The sequence below is a fragment of the Kaistella flava (ex Peng et al. 2021) genome, assembly GCF_015191005.1.
Taxonomy (GTDB): Bacteria; Bacteroidota; Bacteroidia; order Flavobacteriales; family Weeksellaceae; genus Kaistella; species Kaistella flava.
In genome coordinates, this window is the sequence record NZ_CP040442.1 from 2,382,184 (window position 1) to 2,407,846 (window position 25,663).

23 protein-coding genes and 1 other RNA gene are annotated in these 25,663 nt (G+C 33.7%); 10 read left to right on the forward strand and 14 right to left on the reverse strand.

Going from position 1 to position 25,663, the window contains the following annotated elements:
• Window positions 1–42: 42 nt before the first annotated feature.
• Window positions 43–371, reverse strand: an RNA gene (gene rnpB / locus Q73A0000_RS10570) — RNase P RNA component class A.
• Window positions 372–593: 222 nt separating this feature from the next.
• Here rnpB and Q73A0000_RS10575 point away from each other — a divergent pair.
• From Q73A0000_RS10575 to Q73A0000_RS10600, 6 genes are all read left to right on the forward strand, one after another.
• Complete coding sequence (locus Q73A0000_RS10575; protein WP_193810931.1) at window positions 594–1,430, forward strand: mechanosensitive ion channel family protein; 837 nt, start codon at window positions 594–596, stop codon at window positions 1,428–1,430.
• 100 nt (window positions 1,431–1,530) lie between these two features.
• Window positions 1,531–3,162: a leucine-rich repeat domain-containing protein gene (locus tag Q73A0000_RS10580; RefSeq protein ID WP_193810932.1), complete on the forward strand. Its 1,632-nt coding sequence runs from the start codon at window positions 1,531–1,533 to the stop codon at window positions 3,160–3,162.
• 103 nt (window positions 3,163–3,265) lie between these two features.
• Complete coding sequence (locus Q73A0000_RS10585) at window positions 3,266–3,742, forward strand: Dps family protein (RefSeq protein WP_193810933.1); 477 nt, start codon at window positions 3,266–3,268, stop codon at window positions 3,740–3,742.
• Between the two features lie 91 nt (window positions 3,743–3,833).
• Window positions 3,834–5,015 carry a nicotinate phosphoribosyltransferase gene (pncB, locus tag Q73A0000_RS10590; RefSeq protein ID WP_193810934.1) on the forward strand — a complete coding sequence of 394 codons (1,182 nt, stop codon included), beginning with the start codon at window positions 3,834–3,836 and terminating at the stop codon, window positions 5,013–5,015.
• A 192-nt stretch (window positions 5,016–5,207) separates the two neighbouring features.
• Window positions 5,208–6,578 carry a DNA recombination protein RmuC gene (locus tag Q73A0000_RS10595; protein WP_193810935.1) on the forward strand — a complete coding sequence of 457 codons (1,371 nt, stop codon included), beginning with the start codon at window positions 5,208–5,210 and terminating at the stop codon, window positions 6,576–6,578.
• A gap of 276 nt (window positions 6,579–6,854) precedes the next feature.
• Window positions 6,855–7,622 carry a TrmH family RNA methyltransferase gene (locus Q73A0000_RS10600; RefSeq protein WP_193810936.1) on the forward strand — a complete coding sequence of 256 codons (768 nt, stop codon included), beginning with the start codon at window positions 6,855–6,857 and terminating at the stop codon, window positions 7,620–7,622.
• A gap of 55 nt (window positions 7,623–7,677) precedes the next feature.
• Here Q73A0000_RS10600 and Q73A0000_RS10605 read toward each other — a convergent pair whose 3' ends face one another.
• A complete protein-coding gene (locus Q73A0000_RS10605; protein ID WP_193810937.1) occupies window positions 7,678–7,956 on the reverse strand; it encodes a hypothetical protein in 279 nt (92 codons plus the stop codon).
• A gap of 179 nt (window positions 7,957–8,135) precedes the next feature.
• Between Q73A0000_RS10605 and Q73A0000_RS10610 the strand changes: the two genes are divergently transcribed.
• Together Q73A0000_RS10610 and Q73A0000_RS10615 are read left to right on the forward strand one after the other, a co-directional pair.
• Window positions 8,136–9,305, forward strand: a complete 1,170-nt coding sequence (locus Q73A0000_RS10610) for a hypothetical protein (protein ID WP_193810938.1) — start codon at window positions 8,136–8,138, stop codon at window positions 9,303–9,305.
• 64 nt (window positions 9,306–9,369) lie between these two features.
• Window positions 9,370–9,873: a hypothetical protein gene (locus tag Q73A0000_RS10615; RefSeq protein ID WP_244140728.1), complete on the forward strand. Its 504-nt coding sequence runs from the start codon at window positions 9,370–9,372 to the stop codon at window positions 9,871–9,873.
• On the opposite strand, the gene Q73A0000_RS10620 is transcribed toward Q73A0000_RS10615, so the two are convergent.
• Genes Q73A0000_RS10620 through Q73A0000_RS10635 form a run of 4 tightly spaced genes read right to left on the reverse strand, consistent with a single transcriptional unit; the run spans window position 9,810 to window position 13,332 of the window.
• Window positions 9,810–10,397, reverse strand: a complete 588-nt coding sequence (locus Q73A0000_RS10620; protein WP_193810940.1) for a 5-formyltetrahydrofolate cyclo-ligase — start codon at window positions 10,395–10,397, stop codon at window positions 9,810–9,812. The two genes, Q73A0000_RS10615 and Q73A0000_RS10620, sit on opposite strands and share 64 nt — an antisense overlap.
• Before the next feature lie 57 nt (window positions 10,398–10,454).
• Window positions 10,455–10,685, reverse strand: a complete 231-nt coding sequence (locus Q73A0000_RS10625; RefSeq protein ID WP_193810941.1) for a ferredoxin — start codon at window positions 10,683–10,685, stop codon at window positions 10,455–10,457.
• A gap of 44 nt (window positions 10,686–10,729) precedes the next feature.
• Window positions 10,730–11,977 (reverse strand): peptidase U32 family protein, encoded by a 1,248-nt coding sequence (locus tag Q73A0000_RS10630; protein ID WP_193810942.1) that lies wholly within the window; start codon window positions 11,975–11,977, stop codon window positions 10,730–10,732.
• Entirely contained in the window at window positions 11,977–13,332 is a 1,356-nt protein-coding gene (locus Q73A0000_RS10635; protein WP_193810943.1) for a rhodanese-related sulfurtransferase, read from the reverse strand. Before Q73A0000_RS10635 ends, Q73A0000_RS10630 begins: the two co-directional genes overlap by 1 nt.
• Window positions 13,333–13,682: 350 nt before the next feature.
• Here Q73A0000_RS10635 and Q73A0000_RS10640 point away from each other — a divergent pair, with 350 nt between their 5' ends.
• The gene (locus Q73A0000_RS10640) at window positions 13,683–14,294 is read left to right on the forward strand and encodes a DUF4142 domain-containing protein (protein WP_193810944.1); all 612 of its coding nucleotides are present in this window, start codon (window positions 13,683–13,685) and stop codon (window positions 14,292–14,294) included.
• 90 nt (window positions 14,295–14,384) lie between these two features.
• On the opposite strand, the gene Q73A0000_RS10645 is transcribed toward Q73A0000_RS10640, so the two are convergent.
• The 5 genes from Q73A0000_RS10645 to Q73A0000_RS10665 all read right to left on the reverse strand — a co-directional run bounded on the left by Q73A0000_RS10645 (window position 14,385) and on the right by Q73A0000_RS10665 (window position 20,681).
• Window positions 14,385–15,635: a dicarboxylate/amino acid:cation symporter gene (locus Q73A0000_RS10645; protein ID WP_193810945.1), complete on the reverse strand. Its 1,251-nt coding sequence runs from the start codon at window positions 15,633–15,635 to the stop codon at window positions 14,385–14,387.
• Window positions 15,636–15,946: 311 nt separating this feature from the next.
• Window positions 15,947–18,649: a TonB-dependent receptor gene (locus Q73A0000_RS10650; protein ID WP_193810946.1), complete on the reverse strand. Its 2,703-nt coding sequence runs from the start codon at window positions 18,647–18,649 to the stop codon at window positions 15,947–15,949.
• Between the two features lie 345 nt (window positions 18,650–18,994).
• Complete coding sequence (locus Q73A0000_RS10655; RefSeq protein WP_193810947.1) at window positions 18,995–19,414, reverse strand: SH3 domain-containing protein; 420 nt, start codon at window positions 19,412–19,414, stop codon at window positions 18,995–18,997.
• Window positions 19,415–19,420: 6 nt separating this feature from the next.
• Window positions 19,421–19,900: a BON domain-containing protein gene (locus Q73A0000_RS10660; protein ID WP_193810948.1), complete on the reverse strand. Its 480-nt coding sequence runs from the start codon at window positions 19,898–19,900 to the stop codon at window positions 19,421–19,423.
• 157 nt (window positions 19,901–20,057) lie between these two features.
• Window positions 20,058–20,681 carry an alpha-ketoglutarate-dependent dioxygenase AlkB family protein gene (locus Q73A0000_RS10665; protein WP_193810949.1) on the reverse strand — a complete coding sequence of 208 codons (624 nt, stop codon included), beginning with the start codon at window positions 20,679–20,681 and terminating at the stop codon, window positions 20,058–20,060.
• Between the two features lie 63 nt (window positions 20,682–20,744).
• Between Q73A0000_RS10665 and Q73A0000_RS10670 the strand changes: the two genes are divergently transcribed.
• On the forward strand, window positions 20,745–22,601 hold the full coding sequence (locus Q73A0000_RS10670) for a CocE/NonD family hydrolase (protein ID WP_193810950.1): 1,857 nt from the start codon (window positions 20,745–20,747) through the stop codon (window positions 22,599–22,601).
• Between the two features lie 149 nt (window positions 22,602–22,750).
• Here the strand turns inward: Q73A0000_RS10670 and Q73A0000_RS10675 are convergent, their stop codons facing one another.
• The 3 genes from Q73A0000_RS10675 to smpB all read right to left on the reverse strand — a co-directional run bounded on the left by Q73A0000_RS10675 (window position 22,751) and on the right by smpB (window position 25,569).
• Window positions 22,751–23,491 carry a YebC/PmpR family DNA-binding transcriptional regulator gene (locus Q73A0000_RS10675; protein ID WP_193810951.1) on the reverse strand — a complete coding sequence of 247 codons (741 nt, stop codon included), beginning with the start codon at window positions 23,489–23,491 and terminating at the stop codon, window positions 22,751–22,753.
• Window positions 23,492–23,587: 96 nt separating this feature from the next.
• The gene (locus Q73A0000_RS10680) at window positions 23,588–25,033 is read right to left on the reverse strand and encodes an OmpA family protein (RefSeq protein ID WP_193810952.1); all 1,446 of its coding nucleotides are present in this window, start codon (window positions 25,031–25,033) and stop codon (window positions 23,588–23,590) included.
• Between the two features lie 77 nt (window positions 25,034–25,110).
• Window positions 25,111–25,569: an SsrA-binding protein SmpB gene (gene smpB / locus Q73A0000_RS10685; RefSeq protein ID WP_193810953.1), complete on the reverse strand. Its 459-nt coding sequence runs from the start codon at window positions 25,567–25,569 to the stop codon at window positions 25,111–25,113.
• Window positions 25,570–25,663 lie beyond the last annotated feature (94 nt).

A 25,663-nucleotide genomic window follows, 5' to 3' on the forward strand; every position in this document is an offset into this window, starting at 1 on the left:
TAAAAAAAGCAGAAACCTCAATTTCTGCTTTTTTTATAAAAACCCACAAGAGAAACTATAAGCCGGATTCTGTAAATTGACCGAAGCCAAAACGCCTGTTATTTATCTACGCTTTACATTGCTGCAAAACTTTAGCTGCTTACCCCTCGGTTTTTGGAGCGAGCCGCTCCTATTTTCACTGCTGAAAAAATCCGATATACTTAACATTGCACCGCAAAGAGTTTACCTGGTTTCACTATAAATTAATATACATTCTTTCTGTTGCACTTGTCCTGATCTCACGACCGACGGATGTTATCCGCTTTGCTGCTCTCTGGTGTCCGGACTTTCCTACCCCCAACGAATCGGGAATCAACAAGCCGTTTTTCTTGTGGATGGCAAATATAAGGTTTTTCTGCGTTCTGTTTTTAGAGAATTTTTTGAGTAATTGTGTAATTGTGATTTTGGAAAAGTGAGTGATTCTTTTGATATTAAATGGAAAATATTAAATTAATAAATATCAATATCTTTTTGCTTTTTGCTTCCTCCATCTTTTAATTAAATTTTTGGAAAGAAATTTGCTAGCACGAAACCTTAAATTATATCTTTGAACTATGAATTATATTGAAATTGTAACCTCTGTTTTAGAACGCTGGTACGCCGGACTTGCCCAGGCAACACCGAAAATCGTTGTCGGGATATTAGTTTTCTTTTTGTTCTTAATGATGAGTTCTTTTCTCAGTAAAATATCCGTTAGAATTTTTCATAAGTTTTTTCCGAAAAGTCAAAACAGTTCTGTTGTTACTTTAATTAAAGTTTTCAAATTCCTTATTATTCTTTCTGGCGCATTTATTTCCCTGGAAATTATGGGAATGGGAAGCTTCGTCTTAAAATTTATTGGAAGTTTAGGAGTTGCCGGTGTTGTAGCGGGAGTTGCTTTGAAAGATCTTGTTTCCTCCATGTTTTCCGGAGCATTGGTTGGAATCGATAAATCATTTACTGACGGTGATTATGTTTCCATTAAAGATATAACTGGTGTGGTTGAAAAAATCGGTTTCTTAACCACGAAAATCATTACCGATGAAGGCAAGAAAGTTTTTGTACCTAACCAATTGATATTTAGCGCCCCTTTTGTTAACTACTCCTCATCTGGCCAGCGGAAAATTTTTCTGGATTTGCAAGTTGACAGCAATCAGGATTTGGAGAAAACGAGACAAGTGATTTTAGATGAGATTAAAAGTTTTGATACGACTGATCATATTGAAGAAACACAAGTTATTTTTCTAAAACAATCTTTTGGAGTTTTCTATTTACAAGCCCGCTTTTTTATGAAAAGTGGCAAAGATATTATGAAAGTTAAGAGTGACGCATTAATCAAACTGAAAACTAAATTGGAAGAATCAGGTATTGAACTGGCGACTCAGGCTCAAATTAATACAAGTAATTCTTAAATTCTAAACATCATTTAAAAAGGAAGAAGCTTTTTTATTAAAAGAATTTCATAAATCAACTTTTAGTATATATTTGTATGATACAAAAACTAAAAATTCAGTGAAAAAAACTTTATTCTTTATCCTTCTTTCCAGCCTTTGTTTTGGACAAAACTGGAGCATTTCATTTGCTGAAAGATCCTCTTTAATTAACATATACAATGCTACGAACGGTGAAAACTGGAGTACAACATGGGATTTAAATAAAGATCCTAAATATTGGTACGGAATCAAAATTAAAAAAGGAAATGTAAGCGAAGTTAACCTTCGTGGAAATGCTTTGAAAGGAAATTTTCCAGTTTCAGTTTCCGGTTTATCAAAACTCGAAAAACTCGATTTAAGTTCTAATCAACTAACGGGCGAAGTTTCTACAGCGATTTCAGGTTTAAATACTTTAGTTCGGTTAGACATAAGCAATAATCGATTTACCGGTGATCCAACGGCTGCGATTTTGCCACTTTCACAACTTCAGGAAATCTCAGTTGGAAATAATGATTTCATTTTTGCTGATATCGAAACCTTTTTACAAAATTTTCCGAATATTGAAATTCTGGATTTATCTCATATTGATATAAACGCCGTTCCACAAAAAATTTCGACCTTAACTAAACTTCAGTCACTGAATTTAAGCAACAATTCAATTGCTCAAAATTTCAATTATCTTTCATCGTTAATTTCTTTAAAGGAACTAAATCTTTCGGGAAATCAGCTGACGAAAATTCCAACAGAACTTGGAACGCTTTCTAATTTACAAAGTCTTGATTTAAGTTACAATAGTATTTCAGCCAATTCAACTGCACCTTTAGTACAAATGAAAAATTTAGAATGGTTGTCTTTCGCGGGAAACCAAATGACGAATTTCCCACCGCAACTTTCACAATTAACAAAATTGATCCATCTGAATTTTTCGGATAATAAAATTTCTGGTGGCTTCGAAAGTTTAGTTGGCTTGCAAAACTTAGAACAAATCTATTTAGATAAAAATTTAATTTCAGGTGCATTTCCAAGTTCTCTTTTGCAATTGAAAAAGTTACAGATGTTGTCCTTGAATGGAAATCAACTTTATGGTGAAATTCCAGAAACCATTCCTGCAATTACCTTCATTGATAATAATCGATTTACAAAACAAGACCTAAAAACATTTTTACTTAAAAATAAGTCGCTGGCTGATTTCACTTATTCTCCTCAAAGATATGATGAGCCGAAAACTATTTTTGCAAGCCTCGGGAGTTCCGCGAGTTTACCACAATCCCTTTCAGGAGACGATTATCAATATACATGGTTTAAAAATTTAGATCAAAAAACTCCGCTTAGTTCAGAAAAATATTACATCAGTAATGTTGAAGTAGAAGATTTTACCGATTATACTTGTGAAGCTTACTCTTTCGAAGTTCTTCCAAAAGAACTCATGGAAATTTCTTTCTTTCGGGAACCAGTTACTTTAGCAAAAGAATTAGCAACTGCGGAAGTCAAAACCGATTTAATTGTTTATCCGAATCCAGCAAAAGATTTCCTTTATATTAAAACCACCAAACTCGATATTGAAAAAGTATTTATTTTCGATTTAAGTGGGAAATTAATCATGACTGAGAAATCCAAAACAATCAACATTAACCATTTGCCATCCGCAACTTATATTATTTCTATTAAAACTTCTGATGGTTTGAAATCGTTTAAGTTTATTAAGCAATAATCGATTTTATTAATCAACAATAATCATTTGAATAGTTTTCATCAATCAATTAAGCTTTGGAATGGATTCTATCTTCCGTAAATTTGTTTTAAATAAAAAGATAATGAACAATTCAAAAATCATAGGTTTAAACGAAACCGACTGTCAAAAGATTTCAGAAAAATTAAATATCCTTTTAGCTAATTATTCAGTTTTCTATCAAAATACGAGAGGTGCACATTGGAATATTAAAGGAGACCAATTCTTTACTCTTCACCCGAAATTTGAAGAACTTTACAATAATTTGGTTTTAAAAATTGATGAAATCGCTGAGAGAATTCTAACACTTGGTTCTACACCACATCACAATTACTCTGATTATCTGACGCTTTCCAATATTAAAGAAAGTAAAGAAGTTTCAAATGGGACGAAAGATGTTGAAAATATTCTAGTCTCTTTTAAAACCGTACTGGATTTACAGAGAGATTTGCTTGATGTAACTGAGAAAGCTGGCGACGAAGGAACCAATTCGCAAATGAGTGATTATATAACAGAACAGGAAAAAGAAGTTTGGATGTACAATTCTTACCTCGGAAAATAAAGTTTTAAATACTTAATAATTATAAAAATCGTCTTTTTAAAGGCGATTTTCGTTTTTGAATTTCTAAATTTGTTTGAATATATAATAAACTATGATTGAAGTTCGTCTAAAGTCAATTCTCGATAATGATTTCTATAAAATTACGATGCAAAATGCGGTCATCAAACTTTTCCCGAATGAGAAAGTAAAATACCAATTCATCAATCGTGGCAAACATCATTTCCCACCAGGATTCGGTGAAGAATTACGAAGATCAATCAACGCAATGGCGGAACTGAAATTAACGAAAGACGAAAAACAATTCTTAAAAGAAACTTGCCCTTATTTAGATCTTCCTTATTTAGATTTTCTCGGTGGTTATCATTACGATCCAAGCGAAGTTCAAATAATCCAAACCGAAGAATCTCTGGAAGTTACAGTAGAAGGAGAATGGTATCGCACGATTTTGTGGGAAGTTCCGATTCTTTCCCTAATCTCAGAATTGCATTACGAAATGAATCACATGGAGCGCAATTCTAATGAAGCGGTTATTCAAACCACTTTAGAAAAAGCCGATCAGCTCAATATTCTAGGCGTGACTTTCGCCGAATTTGGAACGCGCAGAAGACATTCTTATAAAGTGCACGATTTGGTGGTTGACTCTTTGGTGAGAGACAATGTTTCAGGGAATTTCATCGGAAGTTCTAATGTTCACTTTGCTATGAAATATGGCATAAAACCAATCGGAACACACGCTCACGAATGGTTTATGTTCCACGCTGCAGAATATGGTTTTAAAATGGCAAACGCTCTTTCACTCGAACATTGGGTCGATGTTTATCGCGGCGACTTGGGAGTTGCGCTATCCGACACTTATACGACCGAAGTTTTCTTTCAGCAATTCGATAAAAAATTTGCCAAACTATTTGATGGCGTTCGTCACGATAGTGGTGATCCGATAGAATTTGCCAATAAAACCATTGAACATTACAAGAAAAACGGCATCAATCCATTATTCAAATACATTATTTTTTCTGATGGATTAAATCTGGAAAAAGTAGAAGAAATCACAAAAGCCTGCAAAGGCAGAATCGGAATTTCTTTCGGAATCGGTACCAACTTAACAAACGACGTAGGTTTAAAACCAATGAATATCGTAATGAAACTCATTGCCGCACAATCAATTAACGGCGATTGGATTCCAACCGTAAAACTTTCAGACGAACACGGGAAATACACCGGCGATCCAAAAATGATCGAACTCGCAAAAGAGTTTTTAAGGATTAAAGAATAATTTATTTACAGCTATTTGATTCAATCGAGTAGCTTTTTTTCGGACGTTTTTTGAAGGTATTTCCTGGCTAAAATGCCTGATTTTTAGTAACTAAATTTTATATTACATCGCGATATAAAATTTTAAAAGTGTTTTCTAAAGAACTTTTCCACAAAACAAGAAAATCACTATAATTCTGCCTATTTTTGAAACATGGATTTCACTTCTCTTTTAATCGGCTTTATATTCGGCGGCATTACTGGCGCAGTTATTATTTATTTAATTGTAAAATCTTCCCACATTCCTAGAAAATCGTTTGATGATCTCAATCAAAACTTCATCAGAACAACTGCTGATTTAGAAAACTCAAAATTTAAAAATGAAGAATCTTCTAACCTAAACTCCAGTTTAAAATCAGAGATACAGAATTTACAATATGATAAGCAGGAATTAATTGTCCTTCAATCACAACTCACGGCAAAGAATGAAAATCTTCAAATCCTTTTGGAAACTCAAAAAGGAGAAATTACAAAAATGCAGGAATTGGCAAAAAGCGAATTTCAAAACTTAGCCAACAAAATTTTAGAAGAAAAGACCGAAAAATTTACCGCTTTAAACCAATCCAATTTAAAAAATATTTTAGAACCTTTTCAAGAAAAAATCACCGAACTTAGAAATAAAGTCGGAGAAACTTATGATAAAGAATCAAAAGAACGTTTTTCTTTAGGTGAAAAAGTAAAAGAATTGGCTATTCTTAATCAGCAGATTTCAGAAGACGCTAAAAAATTAACACGCGCTCTGAAAGGTGAAAGTAAAACCCAGGGAAACTGGGGCGAAATGATTTTAGAAAGTATTCTTGAAAAATCAGGTTTGGTAAAAGGCAGAGAATATTTCCTGGAACATGAACTGCGCGATGAAGATAACAAAGCACTTTTTTCAGAATTCTCAGGTAAGAAAATGCGTCCGGATGCGGTTGTAAAATATCCTGATGAAAGAAATGTGATTATCGATTCTAAAGTTTCTTTGACGACATTTATTGAACTGGTCGATGAAAATGACGATGAAATTTATCAAATGAAACTCAACCAACATTTGGCTTCGGTAAAAAATCACATCAAGCAATTAAGTGACAAAGCATATGATGATTACGACAAATCTTTGGATTTTGTGATGATGTTTATTCCAAGTGAACCCGCTTATATTGCAGCGATGCAAGCAGATCCAAATCTATGGAATTTCGCTTATGACAAAAGAATATTATTACTCAATCCGAGTAATTTAATCACTTCTCTGAAACTGGTTGCAGATCTCTGGAAGCGGGAATATCAAAATAAAAACGCCACAGAAATTGCAGAACGAGGTGCAAAACTATATGATAAATTTGTAGGCTTTGTAGAAAACTTAGAGAAATTAGGAAAGAATATCGACCAAGCTAAAAACGTTTACAACGACGCATTCAAGCAACTTTCCACCGGAAATGACAACCTCATCGTTCAAACAAATAAACTGAAATCTTTAGGAATTAAAAATAAAAAAAGTCTTCCTCAAAGTTTAGAAGAATCATCAGAAAACCTAGTTGATTAAACAAAATAGAAAAAAATTCGAACTTCCAATAACTGATTGTATTTTTCAAAACCGCAATCCTTCAATTTCGGCGTCGAGCTCTTTTATTGATTTCTGGCTCCAAAACTATCCAGTAATCTTATTGTGAATTTTTCAGAAGCCTAATATCTAACTCTAATAATAAAAAACTTTTGCGACTTTGTGGTTAAAAGACTAAACTTTTATTCTTAGACAATTAATTAAATTTTCAAATTCTTTATCCTTTAATGAAATTGACCTTTTTACTACATTTGCAAAATGATTATCGAAAGTACCCAAAACGAAAAAATAAAATATATCACTCGTCTTATAACGGATAATAGATTCCGCAAAAAAGAAGATGTTTTTGTGATAGAAGGGAAGCAGGAAAATGAAAGAGCATTGAAATATGGTTTTGATGCGCAGGAATTTTATATCGCTGAAAGTATTTTTGATGACGAGTTACCAAAAGGAAAAGTTCATTTGGTCTCCGATAAGATTTACGATAAAATAGCTTATCGCGGTTCTTCAGAAGGGATTATTGGAATTTACAAAACTAAAAAATCTGACTTAAAAGATTTTAAACCAAAAGAAAACTCCTCTATAATAATCGTAGAAAGCATTGAAAAGCCTGGAAATCTTGGTGCAATATTAAGAAGTTGCGAAGCTTTTGGAATTGATGCTTTAATTGTGACCGATACAAAAGTGGATTTTTATAATCCAAATGTCATCCGATCAAGTGTCGGCTGTCTTTTTGGAATGAACATTTTTAATTCAAGCAATGAAGAGCTTCACCAATATTTAATTGAAAACAATTATAATATCTATACCACGATCATGGATACGGAAGCTGCAAATATTCAAGACAGAAATTTGAAAGAAAAAAGTGCCGTTCTTTTTGGGACCGAACATTCTGGATTAACGGACTTCTGGATTGGAAAAGGAAAGAATACTATTATTCCAATGTCGGGAAGCATTGACTCTTTGAATTTGAGTAATGCAGTTGCAATATGTTGTTACGAGATCTCTCGTCAGAAAATGTCATAAAAAAAATAACCGCTTCTCTAAGAGAAACGGTTATCTTGTAGTAAGTTGTTACTAATTATTTAGTAGCGTCTTTTGCATCTTTAGCAGCTTCAGTTGCAGCATCAGCAGCACCTTTAGCAGCATCAGCAGCACCTTCTACTTTCGTAGTTGCAGCATCAGCAGTAACAGTAGCAGCAGAATCAACAACAGCAGCAGCAGAATCAACAACAGCAGCAGCAGAATCAACTACAACAGCAGCAGAATCAGAAGCGTTAGCAGTTTCTACAGTTTCAGTTTTGTTACAAGCTACAAGAGCTAAAGCAGCGATAGCAGCTACGAATAATGACTTTTTCATAATAAATTAAATTTAATTGTTTTGTTGTATTAAAGTTTGTGTGTTCTCATTTATCATTTCGAACAGGACAAAGGTATGGTGAGAAATAAATTTGTATTGGAAAATTAATTGTAATATATTTGTAAAATCGTTTTACAAAAAAACATTACTGAAAATCAATAAATTACATAAAAATAGCATTGAGCGATTTAGATTTATTACACTTCGAACAGCTAAAAAATGAGGTTCAAACTCAATATTTAGACAAACACTCACCTTCCTTTGATGATATTTCAAAATGGAAAGGGATTGACATCATCTATTTTCAAGAAGATTTAAGAAAAATCGCTAAAGGTAACATCAGCGAAAAGTCTTTTTACACTTACTTTAAAAATTCTCCAGTTACCAAACTTCCAAGAATTGACATGTTGAATATCCTTAGCATTTATGCAGGTTATATGTCATGGTATGAATTTAAAAAGAAGCATCTTTTTGCCGACGAAATCTTAAAAGAATTTGAAGATCATGATGAAAATTTAGAGGAGGAATTAAAAAAAGCAGTTGAAAAAGCAGAAAATATTGAGCAAGAACCTATAAATGTTCAAAAACAAGATATTTCAGCTCCAAAACTAACAGAAACAACAATCACAAATCCTGATTTACAAATATCAACTACTGATAATCAAAGCATTAAAGAAAACAAAGGACCATTTACCACTTATGATACTTCTGAACAAAAATCAACAATATCAATTGTAAAAAAATATATTTGGTTGGGTATTTCTGCTATTTTGGCAATTTTGGTCGGACTTTTAGTTTTCAAAGAGGAACTCTTTAGTAAAAAATTCTATTATAGCTTTATCGATGCTGACCGAAATTCTAAAATCAATGCTGAATTGCAAGTACAGATTCTAAAAGATAATGAATCGCCAATCTTATATAACGCAAAACCTAACGAGCCATTCGTTTATACGACCAAATCAAAAAATTTAACAATGGTCGTATCTTCCCCTTATTATAAAACGGATACTATAAGAAGGAATTTGGAAACTGCGCCCGAAGCAGAGAATATTGAGCTAAAGCCAAATGATTATGCAATTATGCTTTTCTACTATTCTAAATCACTAAAAGATTTAAAGAAAAAAAGAGAATCATTAAATTTCCTGATCAGTGATAACGCCCTTATTTATCAAGTGTATGACAACGAAACTTACGGCGTAGAAACAATGGATAAACAACGGTACATCAACTTAGTGACTTTACCTTCAACCTCGCTGGAAAACCTTGAAGTAATTGACACAAAGAACGATAAGAACAACAAAATAATAATGATTAAATTCAAAATTGCCACCGATGAAAAGCCAAAATAAACTAGTTTTTTTCCTAATCAGTTTACTTTTAATTACTTTTTCCTGCAATAAGGAAAATAAGCAAATGTCTGATTTAGAAATCGTTAGAAATAACAATAATAAGAAATCCTATCCGGTAACCAAGATGGATAGTGCGCAAGCAATAACTTCTATTACGAAGCAAAAAATTCAGGAATTATTCGACTTATCTACTTTATATACGTCTGGAAACCGAGACACAGAAATCGATTCCGTGATATATGCACAGATGAAAAGTTATTTTGTAGATCAAGATTCCAATAAATTGAGTCCGCTTCTTTTGCAACTGGACAGTTTAAAGGTACAAACTGCGAAAGTGGGTAATATTTCGGTGACCAAAGAAATCAGAGGAAATGATACGTTAGATCTTGCTAAGTTTTATGTAGAATATTTTGATTTTAAAAACCGTTTGATTGGTTCATTTGAAAAGAATGCGCAATATGTTCTAAAACCTTCACCAGTAAAATTCGTAAAAGAATTCAAATTCTACTTTGTCGACTTCGATTCAAAACTACCGAAAGACAGTACTTCTGTCGGCGTAACTAAATAATCAAGCTGCACATCAAACTCTGAAACATCTTCAACTTTTTCATTAGGAGGGAAAAAACTGACTCCTACTTTAATTGCGTTTGGATTAATCTCTGAAAAAAATCGGTCGTAAAATCCTTTTCCGTAACCTACTCTATTCCCAAATTGATCGGAATATAAAAGTGGAGTAATAATAAAATCGAAATCCTTTACCCCACAATCTTCGTTTCCTTCCGGTTCTTTAATTCCCCAGGAATTTTCAATTAAAGGAGTTTCTTTGGTAATTTCTAAAGCGATTAGTTTTCCTTTGATAATTTTCGGCACAAAAACACGGATTTTATTTTCAAAAAACTCTTTTAAAAATGGAGATGTATCAACTTCACCTTTTTCCGGAATCGATAAGAAACAATGAACTTTCTGATCTTCCTTTAAATCAAATTCAGAAATAAAGTTCTCGAAGATCTTTTTGGACAAAGACTGAACTTCAGTTTCTGTTAAAGATTCTTTCTTTTCTAAATAGACTTTTCTAATTTCAGATTTTTTCATTTTCAAATGTATTAAAAAAAATTGCGTCTCTAGGAAACGCAATTTACAATTTGATATTTAAATTTCTTTAACCGATATAATTTTCACCGGACAGGCTTTTGCCGCTTTCTCACAAGACTCAAATGATTCATGATTTGGAATTTTCAAAGTATAGAATCCTTTTTTATTTTCTGTTCTTAACAAAACTGACTTGCCATCTTTCTTGGACATCCGAAAATACTCCGGCGCAAATTCTGCGCAATAATTACAACCAATACATTTCTCACGTTGAAGCGTTACGATAATCATGTTTTATAATGGGTAATGAGCAATAAGTAATTGGTGATGATTAATTAATCTGACTGCACAATTTTATATAATTTATCAGAAGGTCTTACTTTAAAATTTGTTTTGAAAGTAACAACATCAGATTTTGAAGCTTTTGCTGCATCTGGTTTCTCATCAACTCGTATTGATTCCAAAACCATTTCTTGCGAACCTGTTGTTGGACCTTGAATTAAAACTTTATCGCCAACCGTTAAATCGTATGCTTCAATTAAAAATTCTGCGATATTTGATTTCGGGTAGAAATGTCTTCCCTTTCCGATATAAACTTTTTTCTGTGTTGCGGCAGAGCCGTTTTCTGCAGACCATTCTCCTAATTCTTGTCCTAAATAATAACCTCCCCAGAAACCTCTGTTATAAACGGTTTCAAGTTGTTTCATCCATTCAGCCACTTTTTCTTGATTGAAAGTTCCATCTGCAATTGCATCGATGGCTTCTCTATAACATTTGGTTACAGTCGCTACATATTCTGGTGCTCTACCACGTCCTTCAATTTTTAGAACACTCACTCCGGCATCAACAATTTGATCTAAAAAACTAATCGTACATAAATCTTTCGGAGACATCATATACTCATTATCCAATTCAATTTCAAATCCGGTTTCCTGATCGATTACGGTATATTTTTTTCGACAGTTTTGTTTGCAGGCACCTCTGTTTGCGGAAGAATTCGCAGAATGTAAACTCAAATAACATTTCCCGGAAACCGCCATACAAAGTGCACCATGTCCGAAAATCTCAACTTCAACTAAATTTCCTGATGGCCCTTTTACTTGCTCTTTAACAATTTGATCACAGATTTTTTTAATTTGCGACATGCTTAATTCCCGACTCATTACCATTGTATCAGCGAAAAGAGCGTAGAATTTCACCGTTTCAATATTGGTAATATTAATTTGCGTAGAAATATGAACTTCCATACCGATTTGTCTTGCGTACGATATCACCGCTTGATCCATCGCAATTACTGCAGTCAAATTTGCTGCTTTTGCTTTATCTAAAAGCGTTTTAATTAAAGATAAATCGTGGTCGTAAATAATCGTATTTAAAGTAAGATAAATTCGAACGCCTTTTTCTGAGCATCGTCGGGAGATTTCCGGTAAATCATCTAAAGTAAAATTCATGGAAGCCCGCGCTCTCATGTTCAATTGTTCTACGCCGAAATAAATTGAATCTGCGCCGTTATCGATTGCTGCTTGCATAGAAGTAAAATCACCGGCCGGCGACATTAATTCTATTTTTCCTGATCTCGTCATTATCCTAAAATTTTATATAATTTATCGGATAAACGAATTCTAAACGGAGTTTCGAAAGTGATTTGATCTCCTACTTTCGCCGTTTCACACGGACCTCCATTTGCAAACAGTTCAGTAATCGTAAATTCTTGATCACCAGTTGTTGGTCCAGAAATCAAAACTTTATCACCAATTGAAAGTTCATTGTTTTCAATTACAAACTGAGCGATTTTTGATTTTGTATAATAATGTTCGGCCTTTCCAACCAATACTTTCTTGATGGCTATTTTCTGACGGATATTTTTTGTTTCGACTTGTGCTAAAGGTTTCTTTGGTAAATCGCCTGAATTTTTAAACTTCAAAGCATCAGATTTTCCTTTTCTGAAAACTTTATTTCCAACCTGGATTCCTCTTCTTAATTTTATTTGTTCTCCTACAGGTAAATGGGTCGTTTCTAAACATTCAACTGAACAGCAATTTTCCATTGCCACTTTACAATCGTCACATTGAATAAACAACAAATGACAACCATCATTCGCACAATTCGTGTGATTATCACAAGGTTTTCCACACTGATGACATTGCGAAACAATATCGTCTGTAATCCTTTCACCTAATCGATGATCAAACACAAAGTTCTTTCCAATAAATTTACTTTGAATATTTTCTTTTTTGATCTGACGGGTATATTCGATAATTCCGCCTTCCAATTGATAAACGTTTTTAAAACCTTGATGCTTAAAATAAGCACTGGCTTTTTCACATCGGATTCCACCTGTACAATACATGAGCAGGTTTTTATCTTCTTTGAAATCTTGTAACTGTTCGTTGATGATTGGTAAGCTTTCTCTAAAAGTTTCAACATCCGGCGTAATCGCACCTTCGAAATGCCCGACTTCACTTTCATAATGATTTCTAAAATCTACTACAATTGTATTGGGATCTTCCAGTAAATTATTAAATTCCTGTGCTTTTAAGTGGATTCCTTTATTGGTTACATCAAAAGTTTCATCATTTAAACCGTCGGCAACAATTTTATGTCGGACTTTTATGGTGAGTTTTAAGAAAGAATGATCGTCCTGATCTATTGCAACATTCAAGCGAATGCCTTTCATGAAATCATAAACTTCCAGTGTATCACGGAAAGCATCTATATTTTCAGCGGGAATACTCATTTGAGCATTGATTCCTTCGTGAGCAACGTAAATACGGCCAAGCGCATCGAGTGCGTTCCAGGCTATAAATAATTCGTCGCGAAATTGTTTGGGATCTGAGATTTTGGCATACGCATAGAAAGACAAAGTAAGACGTTGCTTACCGGCTTCATCAATAAGTTGAGCTCTTTCTTCTGCGCTTAAGGTGTTATACAGTTGCATGCTATAAACGGTTTAAGTGAGAATTTTAATTGTGCAAAGATAAACATTTATGATTTATTGGAAAGCCTGGAGTCAGCTCAATTGTTAATCAAAATATTTTAAGATTGATTTTATAATGATTTATATAAAAACAAATTAAAAATATATAATCATTTGTTTTATAATTTTCAATCTAAAATGAAAGAATAAAGAACAGTAAAGCTTTTGCGCCAATTTCTCAATACTGAAATCCTTAATTTTAAAATCGTTTATAAGAAGTGAAATCATCATTTCTATTCTTTTGTGGCAAATAAATTGCTGAAATTCAGAGGTATAAAAAGTAAATCTCTTTAAACTTTAAAATCATTATTATGAAAAATTCAATTCTAACTGTTCTGGCAATCACAGCCTTAGTAGCTTGTAAAAAAACAGAAACTACAGCAGTTGATACTTCTGCAGATAGTACTAATATGATGGCTCCAACTGATTCTGGTATGATGACCGACGATACAACGAAAATGTCAGCAAGTACAGAAAATGTAAATTCAATGAGCGATCAGGATAAAAAATTTGCTGAAAATGCGGCAAAAGGTGGCATGATGGAAGTAATGCTTGGCAACATTGCAGAAACAAATTCGTCTAATGAAACCGTAAAAGCATTTGGAAAATTAATGGTTGCCGATCATACCAAAGCAGACAATGAATTAAAAGATTGGGCTTCGAAAATTGGTTATATCCTGCCTGATGCCATGGATGCAGACCAACAGAAAACAGTAGATGACTTAAAAATGAAAAAAGGGGTCGATTTTGATAAACCTTACACCGACTTAATGGTCAATGGCCATAAATCAGTTATCGCAGATTTCAAAAAAGAAATATCCGGCGGAACTGAACCTTCTCTGAAATCTTTTGCTTCTGCAACTTTACCAACTTTAGAGCATCATTTAGTGAAAGCTGAAGAAGCGAAAAAATCGGTGAAGTAATAGCTCTTAACAAACAAAATCCCGAAAAAATCGGGATTTGTTATTTTTAGTCGTCAAATATATTTGATCAAATTTTGCTGTAATTAATATTTACAAATCTCCACCGTGATCTTCTAGTTGACCTTCCCATTTAGAAACTGCAGATGTTGCTAAAGCATTTCCTAACACATTGGTCATACTTCTTCCCATATCGCAGAAATGGTCAATTGGTAAAATTAATGCAATCCCTTCTGGTGGGATTCCAAACATAGTACAAGTTGCAACGATGATCACTAAACTCGCTCTTGGAACTCCGGCGATTCCTTTTGATGTTAACATTAAAACCAAAAGCATTATTATCTGTTGTCCTAAAGTCATGTCGATTCCGTAAATCTGAGCAATGAAGATTGCGGCGAAAGTCATGTACATCATACTTCCGTCCAGATTAAAAGAATATCCTAAAGGTAAAATAAAGGATACAATTCTATTGTTACAACCGAATCTTTCGAGTTCTTCAACCAGTTTCGGGAAAACCGCTTCGGAACTGGTCGTAGAAAATGCGATAAGTAAAGGCGCTTTAATTCTTCTTAATAATTCGAATAAACGATTTCCTAAAATCATATAGCCGACGATACAAAGTACCAACCATAAAACGGCTAAGGCAAAGAAGAAATCTCGCAGATAAATTGCGTAGACTTTGAAAATATCAAAGCCATTGGTTGCGACTACGGCAGCAATTGCACCCAAAACTCCAAGTGGTGCGAACCACATGATGTAACCGACCATTTTCAAAATCGCATGTGCACAAATATCTAAAGCTCGTACAATCGGCTTGGTATATTCTTCACCCATATTTGCTAATGCAACACCAAACATAATAGAGAATACTACAATTTGTAAAACCTCATTGGTTGCAAATGCTTCGAATAAACTTTTAGGTATAATATGGGTTACAAATTGCTCTAACGAAAGACCTTGACTATGGGTCACCATATCTCCGGCTGCATCTGCTGCCGGTTTAGGAAGCTGCATTACTCGACCTGGTTCTAACCAATTTACAAAAACGAGTCCAATCATTAGCGACACTAGAGAAGCGGTAATAAACCAGAGCATTGCTTTGGTTCCCACTCTACCGATCATTTTGACATCGCTCATTTTAGCAATCCCCACTACCAAAGTAGTAAAGACTAAAGGCGCAATTATCATCTGCACCAGTCGAATGAAGATTGTTCCTAAGAGTTTAATGTTTTTTGAAAATCCGGCAGCATTTTCAGAGTATTGAGTATGTACAACTCCACCCATTATTACCCCTATTATAAGAGCAACAATGATGAAGATGAATAGTTTGTTTTGACCTTTCATGAGAATTTTTTATTGTAAGATTACAAATATATGTCTTTTTGTTAAAATTGAGTTAAACTTTCCATTATTGGATAAGCGATTGGCTCTCTTTTATTTTTTATCAGTCTTAGAGATTCTGAACGGTGACTTACTCTTACTTTAATTTCGGGGCACAACTTCGGAAAAGCGATTGCAGTGGAAATCCTTTTTTTTGTGTAGCCAAAAGCGATGGCAAAAAAGATTGCGACAGCAAGTAATAATTTTCCTACGAGATGGCCCATAAAAAAACCTCCGAAGAAATCAGAGGTTTTCAAATTGTAATGAGAGGGAAATTAACTTTTCTTGCCGCCGAAACTATTTAGATTCACAACTAAAGAAAGCATGAAATACCTTTTCAGGATAAGTTCTTCGCGATCTTCAATATAATTATCGCCAATTGTTCTGGTGGCATTTTGTCTTTGATTGAGTAAATCATTGACGCTAAATTTCAACATCATTTTGTTTTTGTAAAACTGATAATTTACACTTGAATTCCAGAAATAGGAATTTCGGGCAAAACCTGCAGCGATATTCGTGTTTTTTGTAAAATTGAAATCATTGCTGAAAAACAAAGTTTTATTGAAAAAATAATTGGTCAGTCTCAAAGATAAATTTTGGCGCGCCGTATTCGTTTTATCAATTCTATAATTGGTGTAATGAGATGATGAATAATTAATTCCATAAGTTGCGCGCAAATTCATAATGTCTTTAAGATTTAAATTAGCACTGAATTTTGGCGAAAGCGTATAGATACCATTTGTAAATTCTGTACCATCAATAAATCCTTTTCGGAAACTGTAATTGGTCGCAAACGAAGGACTCAAATCTAATTTATTCCCATTCCATTTGTAGGTTTTAGTTAAAGATGTTGAGAAATTCGCTCTCTTGTTTCCACTGATATTTTCGTAAGTACTGAATTGCTTCCCGGAATCATCATAAAAAGAATAATTCACGATATCATTATCGGTATAATTAAAACCTAATCTGGAGTAAAAATTAATTCCTCTTGCAATATTCATGGTAGAAAAGTTCAGATTGGTGGAATTTTGCCAAGTGCTTTTTAAATCTGGATTCCCCTGAACTGTTAGTAAAGGATCTGAAATATCAACATAAGGATTTAGATAAGTTGCCTGTGGAACGCTATATTTGGCTGAATTGGTAATTCTCAAACTCGTAGTTTTATTGAATTTATAATTGAGCATCAAATCATATTCGGGCAGAACAAAATTTCTTTGAAGGCTGTAATCCTGAAGATTATAAATCGAATTGATATTTAATTTGGTCGTATTCAAATTGGTTCCCGCTCGGAAATTATATTTGCTTTTATTTAAATTATAAGAAATCCCAGTATTTAACAAACTGTTATTTTGATCTAGATTATTCGATAATAACGTATTAAATTCTGAATATTCACCTGATACAGCATCAAAATCATTGACATCTACTTCTCTATTTAATTTCTGAAGATCATAATTTACTATTAAAGAAACCGTCGCAGAATCTGAAATGGGTTCGAAATATTTAAAATTCGCACTAAATAAATTGGTTGAATTTTTATTTTTTGAAAGCTGATTTCTATAATCATTTTGATCGGGAGATTGATAAAATACCGTTTCCTGAAGATTATAATTCGTGTTTTTATTTTCAGAAAAAGTATTACTGATCGAAGCAGATAATGATCGGTTTCGTTTTTCGAATTTTCTTACAAGGCCGATCTTTGGCTTGAAAGCATTGGCGACGCTATTTCCCCTAGATGAACTTAGATTGCTGTTAAGAAGTACATCATCACGAAGCGTAAAAACACTACTCTCATTCGTAGTATCAGTAGTATTATTAGAAAAATCAGTAGAAAGAGTAACGTTGGTAAACTTATCTAAAGCGATGGTAGCGTCGGTATTAAAGTTAAAAGTTTTTTTATCACTGTTTCCGCGTTTCTCCGAATTATTGTCTAATTTATAATCTGGTAAAAATGTCGTTCTGGAAGTTTTCGAATACGTATCGAGATTACCATCTTTATATTCTAAACTGAATTTATCGAGATCTAAATTTTCACCAATTTTATCAGCGTAATTAACTCCAATCATCGATGTTCGCAAAATTCCGGTACTTGCCGTTCTTCCGTTGGCCGCATTATTTCGATTGTTTTTTTCAAAAAAACCATCGACCGAAAAATTAGAAACATTAATATTATTAGATCCGGCAATCAAAGCAAAATTGGTTTGTTGTTTGAATTTTGCCAGCAAGCCTTTCACATCATATCGATTATCTGTTCCGTAACCTAAATTGAAATTCTTAATATTTCCTTTATTATTTTTTTCATCAATATTAAAGTTGACCGTTAGACTGTCAGATATTGGAGTTCTGCCGGTTAATTCTTCTTCTTTCGTTTTCGAAGTGGTGATCTGAATTTTTTTAATTAAATCGGCAGGAATTGTTCCCATCGCAATTTTACCATCTTTATTGAAAAGAGGTTTTCCATTGATTAAGATTTTATTGATCGGTTTTCCATTTACAGTCATTTTCCCATCATCATCGGTTTCTACACCGGGAATTTGTTTTAAAAGTTCATCAATCTTATCATCTGGATTTACTTTTAAATAAGAGGTATTATATTCTACCGTATCTTTTTTAATTTGAACGGGCGAAACGGTAATTTTTACTTCTTCAATATCACTCACCAGGTCTCTTTCTAATTTCACCAAACCGATTTCAATATTTTGATCGATGGTTTCATATTTCTTAGAAACCATCCGAAATTGATCATTTGAAATTTGTAAAAAAGTAGGCTCTTTTTGTTTTGGAACTTTAAAACTGAAACTTCCATTATTATTGCTTCCCGTAAAATTAACCACTGAGGAATCTTTCTGTTTCAGTAAAGAAATGGTGGCATTTTCTATAGGATTATTATCAGAATCCTGGACTTTGCCGTCGATCGTGTAGGTTTGAGCATTTAATTGAATGACGAGAAGAATAAATAAAAGTAAAAACTTTTTCATAAATAATATTTAAAAATCGATTTCAAAATAAACAAAACGTCAGAATAATCTGAGCCTGTCGACATTCTTAACAAAAAACATTCCTAAAAAAAATTTAGACAAGCGATTGTCTAATTTTTTTTTATATTTTAATTGAAACTCTGAAAAGTGATTGCCTGACTTATATTTTTTTTATTTAAAATGCCGAAACTCGGGACAAGCGATTGCAGTGAAAATACTTTTTTTTGCGTAGGGAAAAACGATGGCAAAAAAAAGATTGCAACGGAAAGCGCGGTCCGCCGCGGCGGATGGCCCATAAAAAAACCTCTGAATAATCAGAGGTTTCGTATTTTAATAGTGTTAAAACTAGGCTTGCAAATATCTTGCATAAGCGTAACCTTCCTCACCATCGGCGTTTTTCACTTTCCACCAATCATCAGAAGTTTGCTCAACCAAAGTTACAGATGCACCTTTTGCCGCTTTACCAACAACCGCTGCTTCTGTGGAAGGCTCTTGTCTAAGATTAAGATTCGAAGACTCAGTAGCCACCCTTAAAGAAGCACCAGCCGCCAATCCAGCAACTTGAACATCTACGTTAATATCTGAAGCCGAATAATTAGAGTCGATTGCTCCAAGCGCGTTCCAAACAGCATCTTTCGCTGCGGTAGTACTTGTATTCCCGGAAACATAAAGGATTCCATCTTTTTCAGCAACTTGTAAATTAGAAACTCCAGCCGACTGCGCTGCAGAAATTACACTTGCGTATTTATCTTGTAATGCACTCATAATCAATTATTTTACCGTATAATTATAGTTAACTTTTCCTACTTTCAAAGCGTCAACAGACATTTTTATTTTTCTTGCTTGTTGAGGAGACACGTTTCCAGTTAATGTTAATTCACCATTTATAACTTCTACTTTCACTGAAGGGAAATCTTTAACGGCATCGGTAACTTTTTGTTGAACTGCAGGATCAACAGCTGAAACTGTTTCTACAACTACAGGCGCTTCGATAGTTGACATGTCATGAACCTCTTTGATTCCTGGAATCGCTTTTAAAGAAGCAATCATTTCATCTTTTGATGCTTGATCTGCGAAAGTTCCGCTTAAATGGGCCTGACCATCTTTTACTTCAACTGAAGCATTCGCGTTAGAAGTAACTACTGTAGTTGCCTGCGTTTGTAAATCTGCATCAGAAATTTTCTTTTTACAAGAAATTGATCCGAAAGATACAGCAAGCGCTAATGCAGCCATTGCGATTGTTTTTTTCATAATTGATTTTATTTAATGTTAAAAATTATTCTCAAATTTAATAATAAATAGCATGCCATTTTATTAATAAATTATAAATTTTTCATAAAATTCCGTCAAAAAAAATACACTTTATTACCAATAATTGATTTTTATAATCAAATATAGCGAATTAAAATTATTTGTTTTTATGTTCTTTTTCGATGGTTCGAAAAGTTAAATTGATTCTGGGGCCAAATATTTTTTTCGTCGGCGGCAAGCGGTGAAGCCAGAAAGTTTGAGTTGTTCCAGCCATCATAAGTAAGCTGCCGTTTTCTAATAGAAGTTCAACTTTCTCTTTTGTGGTTTTATGTTTAAAGGAAAATCTTCTTTCTGCGCCAAAACTTAAGGAAGCAATTGCGCCATTTTTCTTTAAATCTTTTTCGCCATCGCTGTGATAAGCCATTCCTTCATTTCCATCGTGGTAAAGATTGAGTAAACAGGAATTAAATGTTTCACCCGTTTTTTCTTCAATCGTGTTTTTAAGTTCTAATAATTCCTTTGTCCAGGGAAGTGCATTTTTGGTCGTTTTTGAATAAGTGTATTCGAAGTTTTCTTCGCCATACCACGCGACTTTTCTTTTGGTTACAATTTTCTTTCCAAAAATGATAGCTTCATCATTTTTCCATTCAATCGTATGTAAAAGCTTATTATAAAAATAATCTGCCTGCTCCTGGCTAAAAATTTTGCCATAATAATTGACTGCTCCATCCTGCGGAAGTAAATTGAATTCGGGATCGGGTCTATTTTCAAATAATTCCATGGTTGAGTTTTTCTGATTCAAATTTCTATAAATTATTTCATAAATTCGTTCAAAATAATTTCTATGAAAAAATACTTTCCCATTTTCTTTGTGTTCTGCTTTGTCTTTGGACTGGCGCAAAACAAACCAGACAATACTTTTGTAAAAGAACATTACACCAAAAAAGAAGTTTACATCCCGATGAGAGATGGTGTAAAACTTTTTACTTCTGTTTATATTCCAAAAGATATTTCTAAATCCCAGAAATATCCATTCTTAATGCAAAGAACATGTTACAGTGTTGCTCCGTATGGCGAGAATGAATTCAAATCTTCTTTAGGTCCGAATCCATATTTGATGAAAGATCAGTACATCTTCGTTTACCAAGATGTTCGCGGTAGATATATGAGCGAAGGAACATTTACCAATATGACGCCGCAAGTTGTACACAAAACGAAAAAAGATGTTGATGAAAGTACCGATACTTATGATACGATCGATTGGTTGTTAAAGAATGTTGCAAATAATAATGGGAAAGTCGGTCAATATGGAACTTCTTATCCAGGATTTTATACCGCTGCGGGAACGCTTTCAGAACATCCGGCTTTGGTCGCATCTTCTCCACAAGCGCCGATTTCAGATTTTTGGAATGATGATTTTTTGCATAATGGAAGATTTATGTTAGGTTATTTCAGAACGTTTCCAGTGTTTGGAATTCAGAAAACTAAGCCTGAAGAAAAAGCTTGGTATATGGATACTTTCATAAAACAGACTTCTGAAGATGGATTAAAGTTTTACCGCGACATGGGAACCTTGAAAGAAGGTTATGAAAAATATTACAAAGATAATTTCTTTATGACTGAAATTATGAATCACCCTAACTATGATGAATTTTGGCAAAAAAGAAGTTTGCTTCCTCATTTGAAAAACATCAATCATGCGGTAATGACTGTTGGTGGTTGGTTTGATGCTGAAGATTTATCCGGTCCTTTAAACATTTATAAAACCATTGAAAAAACCAGTCCGAAAGCAAAGAATACGATTGTAATGGGACCATTTTCTCATGGTGCTTGGTCTAGAGAGCCAGGAAAACAATTCCATAATGAAATCTATTTCGGAGATAGTATTTCGACTTATTATCAAACTAAATTGGAGACTCCGTTTTTCAAACATTATTTAAAAGGCAATTCAAAAATTGACGCGGGATTACCTGAAGCAACTATGTTCGACACCGGAAAAATGGAGTGGAAAGAGTTTTCCAATTATCCTCCACAGAATACTAAAAAGGTGAATTTCTATCTTGCTGATGGGACCTTTAAAAATAGTCCTTCCAATCATAATTCGGAATATTACAGCGATCCAGACAATCCAGTTTTGAGTTCTGAAAATCTAAAAGACTTCAATGGTTTCACTCCAAGAAATTACATGAGTGAAGATCAACGTTTTTCCGAAGGAAGACCAGATGTAGTAAGTTTCACCACTGATATTTTAACAGAAGATCTTACTTTGACTGGCGAAATTTTAGCAAAACTAAATATATCTTCTACTTCAACTGATGCAGATTTTGCTGTAAAATTAATCGATGTTTATCCTGAAGATTTTGTGCCGAAAGAAAAAAAGGAAGGTGTCGTTTATGGAAATTACCATCAAATGGTTCGAAGCGAAATTATGCCTGCGAGATTTAGAAACTCCAGAGAGAAAGGAGAAGCCTTAGTTCCTAATCAAAAAACTGCGGTAGAAGTGAAACTGCAAGATGTTCTTCACACCTTTAAGAAAGGACATAAAATCCAGATTCAAATTTCAAGCACTTGGTTTCCGTTGTTTGCAGTAAACCCACAGAAGTTCTTAGAGAATCCTAATTTTGCAACGAAGGAAGATTATACAAAAGCGTTTATTAAAATATTTGGCGACAGCTATTTAGAAGTGAATGTTCTAAAATAAATTTGTAAAATTTAGATGATAAAAAACCCAAAACTATTAAATGTAGTTTTGGATTTTTATTTTACGTAGATAAAACATATCTAAACTTGAAAATTAAGTTCTAAATCTTAAGTAAAAAGATACCCAACAAAATTTTTTGGGCATAATTATTAGATTGAATTCATTAACTCATCTGTAATTTCCATATTATGAAAGACGTTTTGAACATCATCATCGTCTTCAAAACGCTCAAGCATTTTCATATTAATTTTAAAATGCTCTTCTGAAACTTCTTTTGAATTATTTGGAATTCTTTGAACCTCTGCACTTTTCACTTCAATACCTAACTCATCTAATTTATGAGATAAAGCGCCGAAATCTTCGAAAGCTGTCGTTATGAAAACCTCATCTTCATCCTTTTCAATTTCTTCAGCACCTCCATCAATCATTTCCATTTCAAAATCGTCCCAATCCATTTTAATTAAAGAACGATCCAAAGAAAAAATCCCTTTACGATCAAAGATGAAAGCAAGCTCGCCGTTTTTACCCAAATTACCATCAAATTTATTAAATATCGCACGAACATTGGCTACCGTTCTTGTTGGGTTATTGGTGGTACAATCTACAAAAAATGCTACTCCACCCTGGCCATAACCTTCGTAGGTAATTTCTTCATAATTTTCTGCATCAGCACCACTCGCTTTTTTTATAGCACGCTCAACATTGTCTTTGGGCATATTAGCACCTTTTGCATTTTGAATGCACCTTCTTAACCCAGGATTGGTATCAGGATCAGGACCACCTGCTTTTACCGCAAGAGCAATATCTTTACCAATTTTAGAAAATGTTTTGGCCATCTTATCCCAACGAGCCATTTTAGAAGCCTTTCTATATTCGAACGCGCGTCCCATATTATTTCATTTTTAATGATTACAAAAATACAAATTAGTTTACAAAAAAACACCCTCGAAATCGAGGGTGTTCTTATATTTAGAAAAATAATTTAATTATTTTTTCTTTTTAGCTGGAGCTTTTTTCTTAGCTGGAGCTTTTTTGGCTGGAACAACAACATCAGATTTGTTGTATTTACCCCATTCGCCATCTTCGCCGATATATCTAACAACTACTTTTCTATCTGCTTGTCTTTCAGCATCTGTAGCGTTTTCTGCAACTTTTGCATTTTGCTTACCGATACCGATTGATTTAAGTGCAGATGGATCAACACCTCTAGCATCTAAAGCAGCAACTACAGAAGCAGCTCTCTTTTTAGATAACTCTAAGTTATAAGCGTCAGATCCTTTTCTATCAGTTTCACCGATTAATAAGAATCTTCCACCATCTTTCTTGATGATATCAGCAGCTGTATCTAAAGCACCTTTAGATTTAGCGTCGATAGTTGATTTATTGAAGTCGAAATAAACAGCTTTCAAGTGTTCTTCAACTTCAGCTCCTGTTACTTCTTTAGGTTTAGGACAACCGTTGTATTCTTTAAGTCCGAAAACTGTTGGACAAGCGTCATCTTTATCTAAGATTCCGTCTCCGTCAGTATCTGGCCAAGGACAACCGTTATTTTCAACTGGACCAGGAACATCTGGACAAGCATCATCTTTGTCAATAACACCGTCTCCGTCAGTATCTGGCCAAGGACAACCGTTATTTTCAATTGGACCTGCAACATCTGGACATTGGTCATCGATATCTGGAATTCCGTCTCCGTCAGTATCTGGACACCCTTGGAATTCAGCTAATCCTGGAGTATCAGGACATCTGTCATCTTTGTCTGGGATTCCGTCTTTATCTCTATCTGTGTTACCAAATCTAAATAATAAAGAAGCGGAAGCTTGCCAAAAGTTAGCAATAGTAGATTTATCAGTTGGAGTAGAAACATAATCTCCTTGAACACCTAAACCGAAGCTTTTAGTAATCCAGAAGTTAGATCCAATACCAGTTGAAACTGTAAAGTGATCAGCTCCGATGTTATCTCCTTTAGAATTAACAGCATTAAGTTGACCTGAATAGTCATGTCTTAAATAGTTAGCACCAGCTCTCAAATATGGATCGAACCAAGAATCTTCATTCCAAAGTCCGTTGATTTTAAATTGAAGACCTAAACCAGTCATCAAGAAAAACTCTTTCCCCATTCCGATTCTTTTGTTGTCAACATTCCCTACGGAAGTTTGCCAGTCAAGAACTAAGTATTTACTTAGGTTTCTTGCAACTGTTAGTTTCGAAAGAGGTGGTGTAATTGTAAAATTGTTCATATTATACAATTGACCTTCGTCACCGCCACCGAATGCAGTTGAAAATATACTTCCAACATTTCCTCCAGCCGCAGCATGATTTACTCCGTGAGCACCAACACCGATTAACCACGGGTTGCTGGTAGTCTGAGCGAAAACAGTAGAGGCAACAGTAAGTGCCAATGCTGAAATTCCTAATTTTAGATTTTTCATAGAATTAAATGATTAAATAATTGATAATGCAAAATAAATATAAATTTTCTTTATAAACAAAGATTTGTTGTCTTTTTTTAACTTTTCTTTAATATTCTATCGAGATTTCTTTTGTTTTCTCTGTCTTTTATGCTTTCGCGTTTATCAAAGAGTTTTTTACCTCGACCAAGTGCAATAAGAATCTTGGCTTTTCCTTTATCATTAATATATAACTTTAAAGGGATTATAGTATTGCCAGCATCTTTAAGTTTCTTTTCAAACTTTTGCAACTCCTTTTTGTGCAACAGCAACTTCCGTTCCCTTTTTGTTTTATGATTATAAAAAGTTCCCAATTTATACTCATCAATCATCATATTAATGATGTATAATTCGCCATCAATAAACTGACAAAAGGACTCAGTTATACTTGCTTTTGAGGAACGTAACGATTTAATCTCTGTCCCCGTAAGCACCATCCCCGCTTCGGTTTCTTCAGAAAGCTCATACTCGAAACGAGCTCTTTTATTATAGATTGCAATTGATTTTTCAATCTTCATATTGCTTAAAATTTTGATTTTATTTAATATGTTAAATTTTATAAAATTTTAACATGATACTTTAAGTTTTTGGCACAAACCCGCAAAACCCTAA